This window comes from Mesorhizobium sp. 10J20-29 (genome assembly GCF_054130485.1).
Map to the genome: position 1 here is coordinate 130,659 of NZ_CP199156.1, position 17,415 is coordinate 148,073.

At 61.9% G+C, this 17,415-nt stretch carries 16 protein-coding genes; 7 read left to right on the forward strand and 9 right to left on the reverse strand.

Annotated elements, in window-relative coordinates:
• Positions 1-65: 65 nt before the first annotated feature.
• The gene (locus ACT2BZ_RS00635; RefSeq protein WP_457938536.1) at positions 66-1,745 is read right to left on the reverse strand and encodes a formate--tetrahydrofolate ligase; all 1,680 of its coding nucleotides are present in this window, start codon (positions 1,743-1,745) and stop codon (positions 66-68) included.
• A 155-nt stretch (positions 1,746-1,900) separates the two neighbouring features.
• Between ACT2BZ_RS00635 and ACT2BZ_RS00640 the strand changes: the two genes are divergently transcribed.
• Together ACT2BZ_RS00640 and ACT2BZ_RS00645 are read left to right on the forward strand one after the other, a co-directional pair.
• Entirely contained in the window at positions 1,901-2,488 is a 588-nt protein-coding gene (locus ACT2BZ_RS00640) for a hypothetical protein (RefSeq protein WP_457938537.1), read from the forward strand.
• Positions 2,485-3,285: a hypothetical protein gene (locus ACT2BZ_RS00645; RefSeq protein ID WP_457938538.1), complete on the forward strand. Its 801-nt coding sequence runs from the start codon at positions 2,485-2,487 to the stop codon at positions 3,283-3,285. The genes ACT2BZ_RS00640 and ACT2BZ_RS00645 overlap by 4 nt, the downstream gene beginning before the upstream one ends.
• A 30-nt stretch (positions 3,286-3,315) precedes the next feature.
• Here the strand turns inward: ACT2BZ_RS00645 and ACT2BZ_RS00650 are convergent, their stop codons facing one another.
• From ACT2BZ_RS00650 to ACT2BZ_RS00670, 5 genes are read right to left on the reverse strand one after another with little or no spacing between them, the layout of a single operon-like run.
• Positions 3,316-4,452, reverse strand: a complete 1,137-nt coding sequence (locus ACT2BZ_RS00650) for a DUF2333 family protein (protein ID WP_457938540.1) — start codon at positions 4,450-4,452, stop codon at positions 3,316-3,318.
• An 11-nt stretch (positions 4,453-4,463) separates the two neighbouring features.
• Positions 4,464-5,750 carry a DUF6638 family protein gene (locus ACT2BZ_RS00655; protein WP_457941433.1) on the reverse strand — a complete coding sequence of 429 codons (1,287 nt, stop codon included), beginning with the start codon at positions 5,748-5,750 and terminating at the stop codon, positions 4,464-4,466.
• Positions 5,751-5,800: 50 nt separating this feature from the next.
• On the reverse strand, positions 5,801-7,711 hold the full coding sequence (locus tag ACT2BZ_RS00660) for an AAA family ATPase (protein ID WP_457938541.1): 1,911 nt from the start codon (positions 7,709-7,711) through the stop codon (positions 5,801-5,803).
• Positions 7,712-7,761: 50 nt separating this feature from the next.
• Positions 7,762-8,907 (reverse strand): hypothetical protein, encoded by a 1,146-nt coding sequence (locus tag ACT2BZ_RS00665; protein WP_457938542.1) that lies wholly within the window; start codon positions 8,905-8,907, stop codon positions 7,762-7,764.
• Positions 8,908-8,937: 30 nt separating this feature from the next.
• Positions 8,938-10,026, reverse strand: coding sequence for a hypothetical protein (locus ACT2BZ_RS00670; protein ID WP_457938543.1), 1,089 nt, complete (start codon positions 10,024-10,026; stop codon positions 8,938-8,940).
• A gap of 278 nt (positions 10,027-10,304) precedes the next feature.
• Between ACT2BZ_RS00670 and choX the strand changes: the two genes are divergently transcribed.
• The 3 genes from choX to choV all read left to right on the forward strand — a co-directional run bounded on the left by choX (position 10,305) and on the right by choV (position 13,497).
• Positions 10,305-11,240, forward strand: coding sequence for a choline ABC transporter substrate-binding protein (gene choX / locus ACT2BZ_RS00675; RefSeq protein ID WP_457938544.1), 936 nt, complete (start codon positions 10,305-10,307; stop codon positions 11,238-11,240).
• 221 nt (positions 11,241-11,461) lie between these two features.
• Positions 11,462-12,316: a choline ABC transporter permease subunit gene (gene choW, locus ACT2BZ_RS00680; RefSeq protein ID WP_457938545.1), complete on the forward strand. Its 855-nt coding sequence runs from the start codon at positions 11,462-11,464 to the stop codon at positions 12,314-12,316.
• The gene (gene choV / locus ACT2BZ_RS00685; RefSeq protein WP_457938547.1) at positions 12,313-13,497 is read left to right on the forward strand and encodes a choline ABC transporter ATP-binding protein; all 1,185 of its coding nucleotides are present in this window, start codon (positions 12,313-12,315) and stop codon (positions 13,495-13,497) included. The genes choW and choV overlap by 4 nt, the downstream gene beginning before the upstream one ends.
• Positions 13,498-13,641: 144 nt before the next feature.
• Here choV and ACT2BZ_RS00690 read toward each other — a convergent pair whose 3' ends face one another.
• The 3 genes from ACT2BZ_RS00690 to ACT2BZ_RS00700 form a co-directional block, all read right to left on the reverse strand.
• Positions 13,642-14,115, reverse strand: a complete 474-nt coding sequence (locus tag ACT2BZ_RS00690) for a hypothetical protein (RefSeq protein WP_457938549.1) — start codon at positions 14,113-14,115, stop codon at positions 13,642-13,644.
• A gap of 292 nt (positions 14,116-14,407) precedes the next feature.
• Positions 14,408-14,755 (reverse strand): hypothetical protein, encoded by a 348-nt coding sequence (locus tag ACT2BZ_RS00695; protein WP_457938550.1) that lies wholly within the window; start codon positions 14,753-14,755, stop codon positions 14,408-14,410.
• Between the two features lie 146 nt (positions 14,756-14,901).
• Positions 14,902-15,834, reverse strand: a complete 933-nt coding sequence (locus ACT2BZ_RS00700) for a LysR family transcriptional regulator (protein WP_457938552.1) — start codon at positions 15,832-15,834, stop codon at positions 14,902-14,904.
• A 155-nt stretch (positions 15,835-15,989) separates the two neighbouring features.
• Between ACT2BZ_RS00700 and ACT2BZ_RS00705 the strand changes: the two genes are divergently transcribed.
• Positions 15,990-16,502 (forward strand): DUF992 domain-containing protein, encoded by a 513-nt coding sequence (locus ACT2BZ_RS00705; protein ID WP_457938554.1) that lies wholly within the window; start codon positions 15,990-15,992, stop codon positions 16,500-16,502.
• A gap of 218 nt (positions 16,503-16,720) precedes the next feature.
• Positions 16,721-17,326: a carboxymuconolactone decarboxylase family protein gene (locus ACT2BZ_RS00710; RefSeq protein ID WP_457938556.1), complete on the forward strand. Its 606-nt coding sequence runs from the start codon at positions 16,721-16,723 to the stop codon at positions 17,324-17,326.
• The last annotated feature ends 89 nt before the right edge of the window (positions 17,327-17,415 follow it).

The window sequence follows — 17,415 nt, forward strand, 5'->3', positions numbered from 1 at the left end:
AAAGCTCAGGGCCGCCCTGCATGGCAAGGCGGCCCTGAAAAAGCTGAACTGGGAGACGGTGAAGCCTAGAACAGGCCCTCGATCTCGCCCTTCGCGTTGAGCATGATCTTCTCGGAAGACGGCACGCGCGGCAGCCCGGGCATGGTCATGATCTCGCCGCAGATGGCGACCACGAAGCCGGCGCCTGCCGACAGCCTGACCTCGCGCACCGGGACCGTGTGGCCGGTCGGCGCGCCGCGCAGGTTCGGATCGGTCGAGAAGGAATACTGCGTCTTGGCCATGCAGACCGGAAGGTTGCCGTAGCCGGCCTTCTCCCAGGCATGCAGCTGGTCGCGCACAGACTTGTCGGCAATCGCTTCCGAGCCGCGATAGATGCGCTGCACGACCGTGTTGATCTTCTCGAACAGCGGCATGTCGTCGGGATAGAGCGGCGAGAACTGCGCCGAACCGGATTCCGCGATCTCGACCACCTTTCGGGCAAGGTCCTCGATACCGGCCGAACCCTTGGCCCAATGCTTGCAAAGAATTGCCTCGGATCCCTGCGAGGCGACGAAATCCTTCATCGCCTGGATCTCGACTTCGGTGTCGGTGGTGAAGTGGTTGATCGCAACCACCACCGGCACGCCGAACTGCTTCACATTCTCGATGTGACGGCCGAGATTGGCGCAGCCCTTCTTCACCGCCTCGACATTCTCAGCGCCGAGGTCTTCCTTCTTGACGCCGCCATTCATCTTCATGGCGCGCACGGTGGCGACGATGACCGCTGCCGCCGGCTTCAGGCCCGCCTTCCGGCACTTGATATCGAAGAACTTTTCGGCACCCAGGTCAGCGCCGAAACCAGCTTCGGTGACGACGTAGTCGGCGATCTTCAGCGCCGTGGTGGTGGCGACCACCGAGTTGCAGCCATGCGCGATATTGGCGAACGGGCCGCCATGCACGAAGGCCGGGTTGTTCTCCAGCGTCTGCACGAGGTTTGGCTGCATCGCGTCCTTGAGCAGCACGGTCATGGCGCCATCGGCCTTCAGGTCGCGGGCATAGATCGGCGTCTTGTCGCGGCGATAGGCCACGATGATGTCGCCGAGGCGCTTTTCCAGATCCTTGAGGTCAAGCGCCAGGCACAGGATCGCCATGACTTCCGAGGCGACCGTGATGTCAAAGCCGGCTTCGCGCGGAAAACCGTTGGCGACACCGCCAAGCGACACGTTGATCTGGCGCAGCGCGCGATCGTTCATGTCCATGACGCGGCGCCAGACGACGCGGCGGCTGTCGATGCCGAGTTCGTTGCCCCAATAGATGTGGTTGTCGATCAGGGCCGACAGCAGGTTGTGCGCCGTGGTGATGGCGTGAAAATCGCCGGTGAAGTGCAGGTTCATGTCGTCCATCGGAACGACCTGCGCATAACCGCCGCCCGCAGCGCCGCCCTTCATGCCGAAGTTCGGCCCGAGCGAGGCTTCGCGAATGCACACCATGGCCTTCTTGCCAATGCGGTTCAGCCCGTCGCCGAGACCCACGGTCGTGGTCGTCTTGCCTTCGCCGGCAGGCGTCGGGTTGATGGCGGTGACGAGGATCAGCTTGCCGTCCTTGTTGCCCTTCACGGACTGGATGTATTCAGCCGAGACCTTCGCCTTGTCGTGGCCGTAGGGCAAAAGCTGTTCGTGCGGGATGCCGAGCTTTTCGCCAACTTCCATGATTGGCTTCTTGTTGGCGGCGCGCGCGATCTCGATGTCGGATTTCACTTCGGCCATAACGGCTTGTTCCTCGGTCTGGACGGTTGGGACGATCGGTGGATTGTCTGGTTCAGGCGGCGCCAGGCCGGCGCGCACCCGATGCACGATGTAACCTTCTCATGGCGTCAAGGTCAACCAACATGCAACATTGTTTCCTGTAAAGAAAATTCGACGTGCTGACCATTGGCTTGCGGCTCGGTTTTATCCGGGACGGACGCGCGTCGCAAACAAGCCAGAGCAAGGCCCGCCGCGCCGTCTCAAAACAGCCGCCGAATGCGCGAAATGCGACCCACCCAAAACAATCTACACGTATTTGGTGTATTTTTGCCATTTACAAACCTGAGTTGAAGTTGCAACCTTCCTTTACGGCAACCTTTGGTTTGGCGAGGGCGATGATGGAAAGGGAAGTTAAACCCGCGGATACCTATGCGGAACGCGTCAAAAAGCTCATTCCGGCGGAGGTGAGCGCAGCGTTTCTGGCGATCAACGCGATGATACCACTGGACGATGACTACCTCATCTATGTGATCGGATTTTTCGTTGCGCTGGTATTGATATCCATCGTGTACCTCCGTGCGCTGGAGCAAGTGAAGAGTGCTGCCCAGATCGGCTTCGTCAGTCTGGTTGCCTTTCCGGCATGGGCGCTCAGCATCTCTGTAGACCGCTTCGATTTCATGCAAAACAAGCTGTTTCTCGCATCCGGGATTCTCGTCCTAGTGACCCTCATCATTCCACTCATCTTGAAGAATCCGAAGCCATGAGAACCCTTCGCAATGCGTTTCTCATCGGCACGGTGCTCTCCGTCTTGATGGTCCCGAATTCAGCCGATGCGCAACGCAGGGCCCGTGCTGGCTTTTACGCCGACACCGCATTCGGCTCGCTTGCCTGGATAAGTCGCGTGGCCACCAGATCGGCTGCGCGCCGCTCGCGCATTGTTTTCGATCTCTCCGGGGAGAATTGCACTTCGGTCCCCGCCAAGGGTCCGCAGTGGTTTCTCATCAACCACAGCAGCGAGGATCAGGTCGGCAAAACCGGCTATTTCTCGGTCAGGATTCTCTATTCTTTCGAACCCGATGCCCCGCCTCCGGCCGGCTATGCCGGCATCCATCTGCACCGCAACAGCAACTGGTTCGACGCGAACAACAAGCTGGCAAGCGAGGAGTTCGAGCGTGATTCATTCCAGATACCACTGAACGACGAGGCCTTTATCGCGCTGCACAGTCCCTATGAAGGCATGAAAGACGAAAACCTTGCCAAGCTGGAGAAGGCGATAGGGCGATGGCACATGAAACCAACGCCCGATCAGGAGAGCAGTTGGGCCGACCGACACCTCTACGGTACGATGCTGCGGGCCTATTCAAGCGCAAAGACCGGCGCCATTAGCGCCCGTCTGATCCGCTTCACACCCACAGCAGGCAACGACAGTTCGGATCCGGTCGTGTTCTGGCTCGACCCAAGGGGCGCGACCTTCGCCACGATACTGGTAGAGGCTCCACGGAACCCGGGTTCCTATGTGCAGCGCGTCTACACAATTCGTTTCGATGACAGATGTCAGTAGCCGGCGGGCCGAATCTCCTGACTGACCGTCCTACCGGTCGAGAACCGAGCGCAGTTCGACGAGATTGGCGCGCGCGCCCAGAACATAAAAGCCCATTGTCGCCAGATGCGCGGGCATGATCCAGCCCGATTCATTTCCGTTCGAAATGATGAAAGGCATGATGTTGAGGGCGGCGCGCAGGCGTTCCTCGCTGCGATTCCACAACGGCGTCAGGCCGCGCGTCGCAATCACTTCCTGGAAGTCCGCGCGCGAGGCATGGATGATGCCGTAATAGGCGTAGAGCTGGCCGTAGGCGAACCAGAAGCGGTCGTCGGCCCGCGTGTCGAACCAGCCGGAATTGTATTCCTCGGAACGGATCCTGAGCATGTCGGAGGTCGAGCCGATGTCGCTGGCGATACGATCGAGGAATGTGACCAGATTGTCGGCGCGCGCGTCGAAAGTGGCGTTGCAGGCCTCCAGCCGCTGGTTGAAGGCGCGCAGATTGCCGATGGCCGAGCGATAGAAGCTGGGCGTCGGCGTCTTCGGGCCGAACGGGCTGATGCCGAAATACCAGGTCTCTTCGTCGAAGGTGACGGCACCGCGCGCATCCTGCAGGTCCTGGTCGATCTGCGATGTGCCGCGCACGCGGCCGAGCGTGTCGACCAATTCGATGGCGGTGCGCCGGATCGCCTGGTTGACGCCGAGCTGGAAGGCCGCCTTGTTGTCAAAGAAGGGCGTGTGGCGCCACGGCACGCCGAAGAAGCCCGCCTTGGAGAGGATCATCGACGGCACCCAGGCATTCTGGTTGACGTTGAAGTCGATCAGGTCCGCGGTGACGTCGGTGATGGCCGAGCGCGTGCAGGTCTTGGCTGCGCCGGCCGTGGCAGCCGCGCCGGCGACCGGGGGAGCTTCCTCTCCGGCCGAGGTCGCGCGGCCGGAGAGGTCGTAGGCAACGACATAATCCGGGTTGAAATTGGTCCAGCGCTGGGTGACCCAGAAGAAGTAGGCATAGAGGCCGACCAGTACCACTAGGGCAAGACCGAGGATCGACTTGAGGATCCAGCCGCGCTGCGTGTACCAGCGCCCGGCCCACAGGAATGGCCACAGGATGATACCCACGACGAAGCCGATGCCGCGTCCGATCCACTGGAAAATCCGGGTGAAGAAGTTCACGATCGGATCAAGCATTCTGTCACCCCCTAGTCGACTAGCCCGTAGAGACGCGCGCGAAGACCCGCCTTGTCCTTGAGATATGTACTTTTCAGCGTGTCCACAACATGGCGCCGCCAGGGTTCCGGAAAGCCCTTGTAGTCCGCGTAGAAGCCCTGCTTGTTGAAGATATAGCGCGAGACGAAGTCGCTCGGCACGAAATCGGAAATCAGCCGGTTGGTCAGCCAGGCGTCCGGATGGTCCGGCCTCGCGCGCACCACGAGGAAGCGGTGCTGCGGAAACACCTCATCGATCTTCAGCTGCCCGAGCTGCGCGATCTCGCGCTTGGCGGCATTCAGAAACGGAAAGATGCCGTCCTTGTTGATCAGTTCGGCATGGTTGAGAATCCAGGCCTGCAGCCAGACCTTGTCGACCTCGGTCAGGTCGCGCTTGGGCTCGGTCCTGCCGATCAGTGAGCGGATCGCCATTTCGGCGCGGTGCTCGAGATAGTTCGAGGTCTCGATCCACGATCCGCGCGGCAGCTCGATGCGCCCTGTCGACGCGAGAAAGCCGAACACCCGGTCGGCGTCATGGATCGACAGATAGCTCACCTGCCATGGCCGAGACCGGCGAAAGCCCGGCGCCGCCGGGTCGCTGATCACCGTCGTCATGTCGGGGTCGACGAAGACGTACACCCCGCCGAAATGGCTCGTCCAGAAAGCGTTGTGCCGGAAGATCACCTGATCGGGGACCAGGGCATTCTCGCGGATGTCGCCGCAGACCTTGGCCAGTTCCACCATGCGGTTCAGCATCGCGTCGTCGCGCCAGGCGTCCGGCTCCTGCTCCAGCCTGTCGGTCAGCTTGCCGAGTTCGGCGGCCTTGCCCAGCACGTCTTCCGCCGACAGCACGCGAAACTCGACCTGGTTGATCGACAGCAGGTCCTCGATATCTTCGACCCGCGCGACCGAATCCTCGATCTCGCCGTAAATGACATCCTTGATCGTCAGCGCATTGATGGCGCGCGCGTTCTTCACGAAGAACTCGTAGACCAGTTGCGAGGTGTTGGAGAATGCCGTGTGCACCACCGGCAGGTCGGCCTGCGCCGGCGTCAGGATGATGAAGCGGCGGTTGATTTCGTAGGGGTCGAGATACAGGAGATCTCCGAGTTCCTCAGCGATCTGCGGCGAGAACCCGGTACGATCGATCTCGAAGCTGTCGAGCTTCGTCGGCTGCAGCCCGAACGCCACCATCGCCTTGTTGTAGCGTTCGATCAGATGCGGCTGGTCGACCGTCAGCAGCCGGCCGTAGATCAGTTCGTTGTCGCGCAGCAGGTCCATGATTGGCTCAGCCATCCTGCCATATGCGCCGGCAAGGGATCAGGGCAGCGTCACGCATTCCACTGCCCCTTGGCCTTCATCGTTTCCATCTCGCGGACGGCGCGTTCACGCAGCCGCGCGTCGCGCAGAAGGTTGGAGACCGCCACGTCGTCGGAACGGTCCGAGTAGCGGAATTCCGAATCCGCGTAGCGGTTGATCTCCTGCATCACCATGGCCATCGAGAACGGGCCGCGCAGTTCCTCGATCATCGCCTTCTTGTCGTCGTAGCCCTTGTGCATGAAGGTTTCGGGCTTCTCGAACCACTCGTCCGGAAGTTCGATGTCCATGGCACGCATCTTGATCGCATCGGTGACGTTCTTGATCGCGCGGCCGGTAAAGCGCGGTTCGGCCTCCTTGATCAGGTGCAGGTAGGCGCCGATGTCCGACATCGTCTTGGGCTCGCCGAATTCGTCGAGATAGCGGTCATAGACCTTCTTCAGCCCCTCTTCCTGCGGCTTGGAGTGTTCCTCGTAGGCAGCCGTGACAGCCTTCTGGATGACCTGCGCCTCGAAAAGTTCATGGTCGCCGAGCGGGATCTTGTGGTTCTTGCCGGCGAGCAGCACGAAGATGTCGATATAGTCGTCGCGCGTCTGCGGGCCGTCGACCAGCCACCGGGCGCCGGCGCGCTGGCGCAGTGCGTCGTCGACGTTTTCGGGGTAGTTCGAGAACATGCCGAAGGAACAGTTGCCGCGCACCACGGTGGTGGCGCCGGCAAAGCTTTCCATCAGAACGCCGGTTACCTCCTGCTGGCCGGCCGAGGCGCGGTCGTCCGAGCGCTTGGCGGCGACCTGGTCTATGTCATCGATCGTGCCGAAGCCGATGGCGCGCGGATTGATGACGTTGGTGACGAACTGCTTGCAGTTCTGGCCCGACTTGCCCTGGTAGGACGAGATCTGGTCGACGCCGAAATTCTCGTAGTGGAACGGGTAGCCTGCGACCTGACAGTAGTCGTTGATCAGCCCGGCGAGCATCTGGATCAGGATCGTCTTGCCGGTGCCCGGTGCGCCGTCGCCGATGAAGGTGAAGAGAAAGCCGCCGAGCTCCACGAACGGGTTGAGCTGGCGGTCGAAATCATGTGCCATCAGCATCTTGGCAAGCTTCATCGCCTGGTACTTGGCGATGTGGTTTCCGATGATCTCGTTTGGCTTCTTGAAGGTCATCACCAGCTTGGTGCGCTTCTGGCCGGGCGCGACGTCGAAGCCGTCGAGCGTGAAATCGTCGGACTCGATGCGGATATGCGCATTCTCGAAGGTGCCGAGCCCGTCGAAGCGGCCCTTGCGCGAGAGCAGTCCCTCGATCGCCGTCCGTGCGAAGCTCTTTGCCCGGACCGAAAGTTCGGCGTCGCTCTTGGCGCCTGCTAGGGCGCTGTCCAGCCCGGCAATCAGCGACTTCAGCGCGTCCTGCGGCGTGTCGAACAGGAAGTCGGGCTCCTCGATGTCGTTCGGCGCCTCGCCATCCGCCTCGATGAGCTGCAGCAGGTAGGATGCGAAGCTGAACGCCGATATGTAGGCCGACGCCGACAGAAGCTTCTTGAAAACCGAGGCATCCTCGCCTTCGAGCGGTGCGCGCGCATTGCGCGCCTGAAGGCTTTCCAGGTCGGAGCCTTCCGCAAAGACCGCGGCGACGGCCAGCGCGACCGAGATGCCGCGCCGCGCCCGGTAGAGCAGCGTATGCTGAGGGATCGACATCAGCTGGTCGTCGGGCCGAATGGCCGCGACCGTCTTGCCGAGTTCAACCTCGCGGGTACGGCGCACCGAGCCGGTCGAAACCGTCGACACGAAACGGCGGCCGGTGCCGGCGATTTCGGTTCCCGACCGTCCGGAAGAATCCTCCAGCACGACAATGCGCGTGATCATCGACTGCGCGGTCGCCCGGTGCTTCTCGATGTCGGCTTCGGAAATCGTGGTCAGGCCGGTGTCCATGTGAGTTTCCTCAGATTGCTCCGTCGCGAGGCACGATATGCGCCGGGTGCTCAAACATCGCTGATCACCTGCCCGTTCGACAGGATGTGAACCTTGTAGTCCGCAAAAATCTTCTGCGCCTCGCCCACCGCGTAGAGCGCCTGGTAGGCCTCGTGCGGTATCAGCGCATGCTTCTCGTAGCTCGATACCCCCTGGCGCGCGGCTTCCAGGTCATCCGTGTTGATGAAGAATTCCTCGCTCGCCTGTTCGCTCGAGAACAGTCCCTTGCGGCCTGGCTTCTCGGCCTTGGAGAACATCTCCTGAATGGTCCAGGTCAGCAGCCAGGCGCTCTCGGGTTTGCGTACTTTCGACAACACCTCGGTGACCGTCGAATTGTTTTGCGTGATGCCGGCCGAATAGAACGGCCCGAGCACGATGCGGCGCACCTGCTTGGGATGCAGCTCGGCAAAATCCTTGTCGAGATTGACCGCGATGGTCGCCGGCGACAGCGTGTAGGCCGAGTTCTTTTCGGTGAAATCGTCGAACCGATGGGCGAGTTCCGGGTTGAGCAACCCGTCGACCGGCAGCGGTATCTCGACCTTCTCGTTCATCTTGCCGCTGTCGGTGACCAGCTGGCGCACCATCGCTTCGGAGGAATCCTCCACCGTCGCCATGTAGATCAGCGGCAGGTTGGCGCTGCCATCGAAACTTGCCCAATGGACGAGATAGAAGGGCCGCCTGGTTTTCGGATTGACCGAGACCTTCGCCGTCTGGGCCAGCGTCATCGGCCCGAAGGCGAGCTCGGCGCTTACGTCCTCGAGATAGAGCCGCTCGGCCATTGACCGTCGCAACGCGGTCGGGAATTCCTTGTGGCGCAGGATGAAATCGACCATCTCTGCGCGCAACTCGTCGGCCTTGGGGATCTTGGCGAGACGCTCCGGTGCCGTGCGCCGGTCGTTCTCGAGCTCGAGGAGGTTCTGGAAGACCGGAAACCCGCTCTCTGCGCGCGAGATCCGGAAACTGTCCATGAAGCCCAGCCGGTTACGCCAGCAGGTGAAGGAGATTTCCAGCCGCGCGATGTATTCGGCGACGATCTTCGCCACGATGCCGTGCCGGTAGAGCGGCGAACGGTCGTCGCGCATGAAGATCTCGAGTCCCCGCAGGGCCGCGGAGATCGCCTCGAAATAGCGCGCGGCGGCGTCATTCTCGGGTGTCATTCAGATCGATCCGGCCCAGGCTTCGAGGCCTCAGGGCTGCACGTAGTTCGAGGCATTGTGCTTGCGCATCACCTCTTCGAAGCGGCGGGCGAAGGCGTCGTCGGCCAGCTTTTTGCGGCGCTGGATATCGGCGGTGGCCACCATGTTCTTCTCGTGCAGTTCGAGCAGGTCGCCGATGTGCTTCTGCGAGGCTGCGCCGATGCCTGCCATGGTTTCTTCGGCAGTGTTGTCCACCTTGCTGCCCAGCGTGTTGATCTTGTGCGCGACGTCCTGCTGGGCGGCGGTCTTCAGCGAGTCTTCCAGCGCCTTGTACAGCACGATTCGCTGCTCGGTATCGATCGTAAGCTTGTTGATCAGCGTGTTCTGCGCGGCGATCTGGTTGTTCAGCGAATCCACGAAGGTCTGGAACATCGAGGTGTAGCGCTCGAGGGTCTGGCTCTCGGCCAGCAGCTCCTGTTCCTTGGCCTGCTTTTCGTTGTATTCGGTCGCCAGCTTGGAGCGTTCGCTCTCGAGGTCGGCGCGGTCCTTCTGGCTGGTCGAGGCGGCGATGCGGTTCTCCACGTCGAGCAGCATCGGGTTCAGCTCCTCGATCCGCTTCTGCACGGCTTCCAGCGTTGCCATCGTCGTCTTGCGCCGCTCGATCACCTGCGACAGGCTGGTTTCGGAGGTCTTGTAGCGCTGGTCGAGCACCTCCTTCTGCGCCTTCAATATGCCGACGATCGTGTCCGACTTCGCCAGCAGTTCCTGCAGGTTGCCGGCGAGCGACATGTTGCGCACCCGCTCGGTGCGCATGCGCTGCTTCGATTCCGCCGAGAAGATGCCGATGAAGGTCTCCCAGCCGGTGAAGCTCTTCATGTTCTCGAACTCGGCGCCGAACACGTTGGTAGCATCCTCAAGCCCGATGATCAGGTCGGCAATGTTGCCTTCCATCACCTTCTGCTGCTTCAGCACGTCCTCGATGCGGGCATTCTCGATGTCGAAGTCGACCGAGCCGATTTTCTCGTCAGACTTGGCGAACTGCTCCAGAACGATACCGGACTTGTCGATCTTGGAGCGCATCTCCTCGACGACCTTTTTGGTTTTGGCAATTTCGGCGTCGAAGTTCTGCAATGTCGCCATCTTGGCTCTCCCCGGCTTCTTTGGTGAGCGGAATATATGGGCGGGGCGGAGCGATTGAAAGCCAAGAACCGAGCCGCATGCTCGAAAACCGGAATGCCTTCGGACATGGAGGCCGGCAGTCCGGGGACGGGCCTTTGTCGCTATGCGGTCAGGCTGTGCCGCAAAGCGACCCGTCGTAACGCTTGAAACAGCGGGAAAATGATGTTTGGCTTGCGCGATCCGGCCGGACGGCGAACACAGGACCGCCAGGCCAGAAGAATTTCAATGGGAGAATCCACATGTCGCGTATGAACTCACTAGCCGCGGGCCTCGGCCTTGCGGCCTTTCTATCGTCGGGCGTGGCTTTCGCTGCCGACCCGGAAAGCTGCAAGGAAGTCCGGCTCTCGGACGTCGGCTGGACCGACATTCAGGCGACCACCGGTGTCGCCTCGGTCCTGCTCGAAGCTCTCGGCTACGAGCCGGACGTCAAGGTCCTGTCCGTGCCTGTCACCTATGCATCGCTGAAGAACAACGACCTCGACGTCTTCTTGGGCAACTGGATGCCGTCGATGACGGCCGACATCAAGGAATACACCGACGAGGGCTCGGTCGAGACCATCAGCCAGAACCTCGAGGGCGCCGGCTACGGCATCGTTGTTCCGACCTATGTTGCTGAGGGCGGCGTCAAGAGCCTGAAGGACATCGGCAAGTTCAAGGACAAGTTCAACGGCAAGATGTACGGCATCGAGGCCGGCAATGACGGCAACCGCATCATGCTCGACATGATCGCCGACCCGGAGAACGGGCTGGATGGCTTCGATCTCGTCGAATCCTCGGAAGCCGGCATGCTCACGCAGGCCGAGCAGTCGATGAAGAACAATGAGTGGATCGCCTTCCTCGGCTGGACCCCGCATCCGATCATGGGCGAGATGAAGATCACCTATCTCGACGGCATGGGCGATTCGGGCTTCGGCGCCGCCACCGTCCACACCAACGTGCGCAAGGGCTATCTCGAGGAATGCCCGAACGCCGGCAAGTTCATCGGCAATCTGAAGTTCACCCTGTCGATGGAAAACGAGATGATGGACGAGATCCTCAAGGGCGGCGACGCCAACACTGTCGCCACAGCCTGGCTGAAGGCCAACCCCGACGCCATCACGCCCTGGCTCGAAGGCGTCACCACCTTCGATGGCGGCGATGCATCGGCTGCCGTCAAGTCGGCGCTCGGCATGTAGGCCAACCAACCCGGAGACGGGAATGATCAGGGCAGCCGGGAGATGTTCCGGCTGCCCTTTCCGTTTAGCCATGCAATGATAAGCTAATGGACGTCGTCCCAAAAATGGTAGGGGGCTTTGGGCTAGCGACGTGAAAGAGCACGAGTTGGGCCGCGTCGCATGAATTCGTTTCGTAGCGACGCGCTTTAGCGTGCATGGGGCAATCCGCGCGAGGGGGCGATATGGATCCGGTTTCTGAATTTCTGGTCGATTACAAGATTCCCATTGGCGCCTGGGGCAAGGACTTCTTCGAGTTCCTGACCGACAATTTCAACACCTTCTTCCGCGCCTTTTCCAACGGCCTGAACTTCCTGCTCGAAGGCATGGTGGACATCCTCCTGATGATGCCGCCGGTCGTGCTCGCACTGGTCATTGCCGGCATCGCCTATCTGCTTCAACGGTCGAAGCCCCTGGCGCTCGGCGTCTTTCTGGGCCTGGCCTTCATCATCAATCAGGACCTCTGGAAGCAGACCGTCGAAACGCTGGTGCTGGTCGTCGCCGCCGCCGCCATGTCGATGGCCATTGGTGTGCCCATGGGCATCTGGGCCGCGCACAAGCCGAAGGTCTACCGCGTGCTGCTGCCGGTCCTCGACCTGATGCAGACCCTGCCGACCTTCGTCTACCTGATCCCGGTGCTTACCCTGTTCGGCCTCGGCAACGCGCCGGGCCTGATCGTCACCATCATCTTCGTCATCCCGACCTCGGTCCGGCTCACCCACCTCGGCGTCACTTCGGTGCCGACCGCCATCATCGAAGCCGGCGAAGCCTTCGGCGCCACCAAGCGGCAATTGCTGTGGAAGGTGGAACTCCCCTCTGCCCTGCCCACCATCATGGCGGGCCTCACCCAGTCGATCATGCTGTCGCTCTCGATGGTGGTCTTTGCCGCCCTCATCGGCGCCGGCGGCCTCGGCACCGAGATCAACCGCGCACTGGGTTCGCGCAAGATCGACCTCGGTCTTGAGGCGGGGCTGGCCATCGTCATTCTGGCGATCATTCTGGACCGGGCCACCCGGATCGGCGTCGGAGGCAAGAAATGAGCGTCGCGGTCGAATTCAAGAACGTCGACATCATGTTCGGCGACGACACGACCAAGGCGGTCGCCATGCTCGACAGGGGCGCGGACCGCGCCGAGATCCTGGAGGCTACCGGTAATGTGCTTGGCTGTGCCGGCGCCAACCTGACCGTTCAGGAGGGCGAGATTTCCGTCCTGATGGGCCTGTCCGGCTCCGGCAAATCGACCTTGCTGCGTGCTGTCAACGGCCTCAACAAGGTCACCCGCGGCGAGGTCATTGTGCATGACGGCGACTGGGCGGCCGATGTTGCCTCCTGCTCTGCCCAGGAGTTGCGCAAGATCCGCCGTGAATGCGTCGCCATGGTGTTCCAGCAGTTCGGTCTGCTGCCCTGGCGCACGGTCGAGGAAAATGTCGGCTTCGGCCTTGAACTTGCCGGCGTGCCGGAAAAGGAACGCAAGGAGCGCGTCGCCAAGCAGCTCGAACTCGTGCATCTCGACCAGTGGGCCAAGAAATACGCCCATGAACTGTCGGGCGGCATGCAGCAGCGCGTCGGCCTCGCGCGCGCCTTTGCCACCGAGGCGCCGATCCTTCTCATGGACGAGCCCTTCTCGGCGCTCGACCCGCTGATCCGCACCAAGCTGCAGGACGAGTTGCTGCAGCTGCAGGACGAACTGAAAAAGACCATCATCTTCGTCAGCCACGATCTCGAGGAGGCGCTGAAGATCGGCACCACCATCACCATCATGGAAGGCGGCCGCATCGTGCAGAGCGGCACGCCCGAAGACATCGTGCTGCAGCCCGCCAATGATTACGTGCGCGACTTCATCGCCAATGTGAATCCGCTCTCGGTGCTCACCGCCTGGAACGTCATGCGCGACAAGCGCGACCTCGAAAGCGCCGGCGAAGGCGGCTGGCTGTGGCTCGACCGGCGTGAAACGACACGCTTCAAGATCGATGAGAAGGGCCTAGTCGTCGCCGCCGAACGCAACGGCCAGCCGGCAATCTGGGTGTCCTGCGATCCGATAGAAAAACTGCCGGAGGATTCGCACGAGGTCTACTGGGCCAATCCCGGCACCTCGCTCAAGGCCGTCATGCTTGCGATGCACCGCTCGCAGACCGCGCCCGTGGCGCTGTTTGACGAAGCCTCCCGCTTCATGGGCTCCATCGGCGTCCGGGACGTACTGTCGGCGGTTCTGCGGAGGTAGCTCGCCCGGTGAAGGATCGGCCGCTGCGATCTTCGCTGGCGGTCGATGAGCAGTTCAATGCCAGCATCTGAAAAAACCCCTCCGGTCTGCAATGCGCTATGGATCGGACCGACTCTCGGTCCGGTCGAGGCCGCCTGCCTGTCCTCATTCGTTGATGCCGGTCACCGGGTCGACCTGCATGTCTACGACGAGCCGGCGGGGGTGCCGCCCTGCGTCCGCCTGGTCAACGCCGCACTGACCCTGCCGCGAAATCATCTGGTCAGGCATCGCAGGACGGGCAGCTACTCGCTCGTCTCCAACCGGTTTCGCTACGCGCTGATGGCCGCCGGTCGGGGCCTGTGGATCGACAGCGATGTCGTATGCCTGCGCGCCATCGAGGATCGCCCGTACCTTTTCGGCCGCGAGGACGAGACCACGATCAACGGCGCGGTGCTCAAGCTGCCCGCGAATGCCGCCGTGCTCGAGGATCTCCTCGGCGTTTTCGAGACGCGCCGCTGGGTACCACCCTGGATCCGCAGCCGGAAGCGGTTGCAATACCGGCTGCTCTATCGGCTGGGTGGCCGCTTCGGCCTGGCCGACATGCCGTGGGGAACGGCAGGGCCCCGCGCGCTCACGCATTATCTCGCCCGACACGGTCTCAGCGGCCACGCCACCCCGCCACACATTCTCTACCCGGTCGGACCGAACGAAACCGACCTGCTCCTTCGGCCGGACGCCGCCGTGCTGCGCCCCCGCATCAAGCCCGACACGCTGTGCATACATCTATGGAGCATAGCTGCGCGCCGAAACCGGCCCGGCAAGCAGTGGCTCGCTCGTCTCGCGCCTCGCCGACGGCACCTGGCGCCAGGCCCTCGGACTGGCCGATCCGGTTCGGCCGATGGCTTGGTAGAGGTCCTTTCGCAGAGCGCGCCTAGAGCTTGCGGCAGGCCTCGCTCTGATAGGCGACACGCGCACAATATTCCTGCCGCGCCTTGCTGACCAGCGCCTCGCCTTCGCTGACCATGCTGCGCCCGTCCGCGACGTGATCGTCGCCGCTGTCTGCCAGCTTGCGCGCGCGCTTCTGCTCTTTCTCGCCGAGAGCAATCTCGTCGGCGCCATCGGCAATCATTTTCTGGCCGCGTTGCAGGTCGGCAGTCGTTTGCGCGCTGAATTCTCCGCTCGCGCGAATCTGCTCATCAAGTGGATGGGCGCGCGTGCCGCAACCGGCCAATATGGCGATCACGAGCATGAGCGCAGGGAGTTTGCCGGAAAATTGCATGATCGAATCTACCTTCCTCTTTGGGGAGGCGGCAGATCGCAAACGTGCATCAATCTGTAAAGCTAATAATTGTCATGCTTTAAGTGAGTTTCTCTCATTCTTTCGTGCATCCTCCGGTACGCTGACACCGAAATGCCTCCGGCGGCCTACTCGCTTTCAACCAGGAACGTGCCCAGCCTGAACGCCTCCTTTTCCTCGATCCCGGCATCCTCGAGCAGGTCGACCTGATCGTCGTCGACCTTCTCGGCCACCCTGCGCAACAGCTTCAAGGCAGGCGCGATGATCTTCGTGTCCTTCTCGGGATTCCAGACGGTATAGACCGGAAACGGAAAGGCCGGCGCACCACTGACAATGTGCAGCGTGCCGTTCGCGATGAGGTCCTCGATGAAGCGGGCCGGAAAGTAGCCTGCCCGCTGGTGCTCGACCACGTAGCGCGCCGCGAGCGTGCCAAGCGCCAGGCTGACATGGGTGGAGCGGAACTCGGGGTATTGCATCTGGTGCGCCTGCACGAACTCCGGGCCCCAGTCGATGAAGACGTAGTCTCTGTCGAGGTTTGCGTCGTAGTTCGGATTGGTCGAAGCGAGAACCAGCGTGTCCTCCATCAGCACCTCGACCTCAAGACCCGGCCTCAGTTGCGGCGTGTACATGATCCCGATGTCGAGGACACCGTCGAGCATCATGCGCAGCAGCCGGTCCGGCATCCCCATTTCGGCGCGCAGCGAGACATGCGGAAACTGGCGTTCGAGCAGGCGCAGCCAGCGCATGGTCAGCTTCGGCCACAGGCTGTACTGGCTGCCGATGATGAGCATGTCCTGGAACCCCTCGGGCACCGCAACGTGATAGCGGGCCTCCTCCCAGACCTTCAGCAGGGAGCGGGCGAAACGCTCGAACTGCTGGCCGGCGGGTGTCAGTTCCGCCCCCGTCTTTGTGCGCAGGAACACCTCGCGCCCAAGTTCTTCCTCGAGCCTCTTGATACGCAGGCTTACCGCCGATTGCGTGACATGCAGGCGCCGCGACGCGTTGACGAAGTTTCCCGAAGTCAGGACTTCGAGGAACGTCCGGGCGAGTTCGATGTCCATGTCTGCTCTCCTGTCATGAGCACGCCGGCTGAGCGCCCGCGTGCGCGCGAACAACCAACCTCTATCAAGGATTTCTCGTTTAACCCATATGAATTATTCGTTTTCCTCGTTCATCTCCATCGACTAGTGCTGCACTCCTCAACAGGAGTTTTCACATGACCAATTCAACACACCGCAGCCATTTCCTGGCATTGACCCTGGGTGCAGCGGCCCTCTCGGCCGTCACGCTCAATGGCGGAAACGCAGCTGGAGCGGTCGATGCATCGAAGTTCATCAAGCGCGGCACGCTTACCTGCGACGTTGCAGCCGGCGTCGGCTTCGTCGTCGGGTCGTCGAAGGCGCTAACCTGCTCCTTTGACGTGAAGGGCGAAAAGTCCCCGCACCGTTACAGCGGCAAGATCAGCAAGCTCGGCCTCGACGTCGGCTTCACCGGCGAAGGCAAGGTTGTCTGGGGTGTCTATGCCGACCCCAAGACCAAGCTGAAGGGCAAGCTTGCCGGTTCCTACAGCGGGCTTTCGGCTGAAGTGACCGCCGGCCTCGGCCTTGGCGCCAAGGCGCTGGTCGGGACCCAGCAGGAAATCGCCCTGCAGCCGCTCAAGCTCGACGGCCAGACCGGCCTCAACCTCGCCGTTGGCATCGCAAGCGTGACGCTTGCCATCGCAAAGTAGGTCGATCGTACCTGCGACGGCCGCCTCCGCCTCCATCGATCCGGCAGGCTGGTTCTCGCCTGGGTCCTGAGGGAAGCGGCACCTTTTTGCCCTCCGCGTTGCATGCGGAGGGCATTTTTGTTTCAGCGGAAAGAACCGGGCCGCACGGGCGCAGTCCGTCGTTGTGCAACCGGCAAGCCTGGCCTATCGATGAGCTCGATAGGATCAGGAATTCCAGCATGACCTTTATCAATACCGTCGCCTATGAAGACGCCAGCGGGCGGCTGAAGCAACTCTACGATCGCATCAAGGGGCCGGACGACAACGTCGACAACATCATGATGGCGCATAGCCTCAGGCCGCACACCATGGACGGCCACATGACGCTCTACAAATACGTGCTGCACCACTCGGCCAACACCGTGCCGAAATGGTTCCTCGAGGCACTCGGAGTTCTGGTCAGCCACCTCAACGCCTGCAAATACTGCGTCGAGCATCATTTTGCCGGCATGCGTCGCCTGCTCGGCGACGAGGCGCGCGCCGCGGGCATCCGCGCGGCCATCGAAAGCGGAGATTCTGCAGGCGCATTCGACGCGCGGGAGCAGGCCGCCCTCGCCTATGCCGCAAAGCTTACCCTCAGCCCTGCCGAGGTCACCAGCGGCGATGCCGAGGCCCTGCGCAAGGCAGGTTTCGACGACGGACAGATCCTCGAAATCAACCAGGTCGTCGCCTATTTCGCCTATGCCAACCGCACGGTCCTTGGGCTTGGCGTCACAACCGACGGCGACATTCTTGGCCTGTCGCCGGGCAATTCCGCCAATCCCGAGGACTGGTCGCACCGCTGACAGCCGCGCCCGTGGCGCTGTTCGACGAAGCCTCCCGCTTCATGGGAGCCATTGGCGTCAGGGACGTGCTGAGCGCGGTGCTGCGGAGA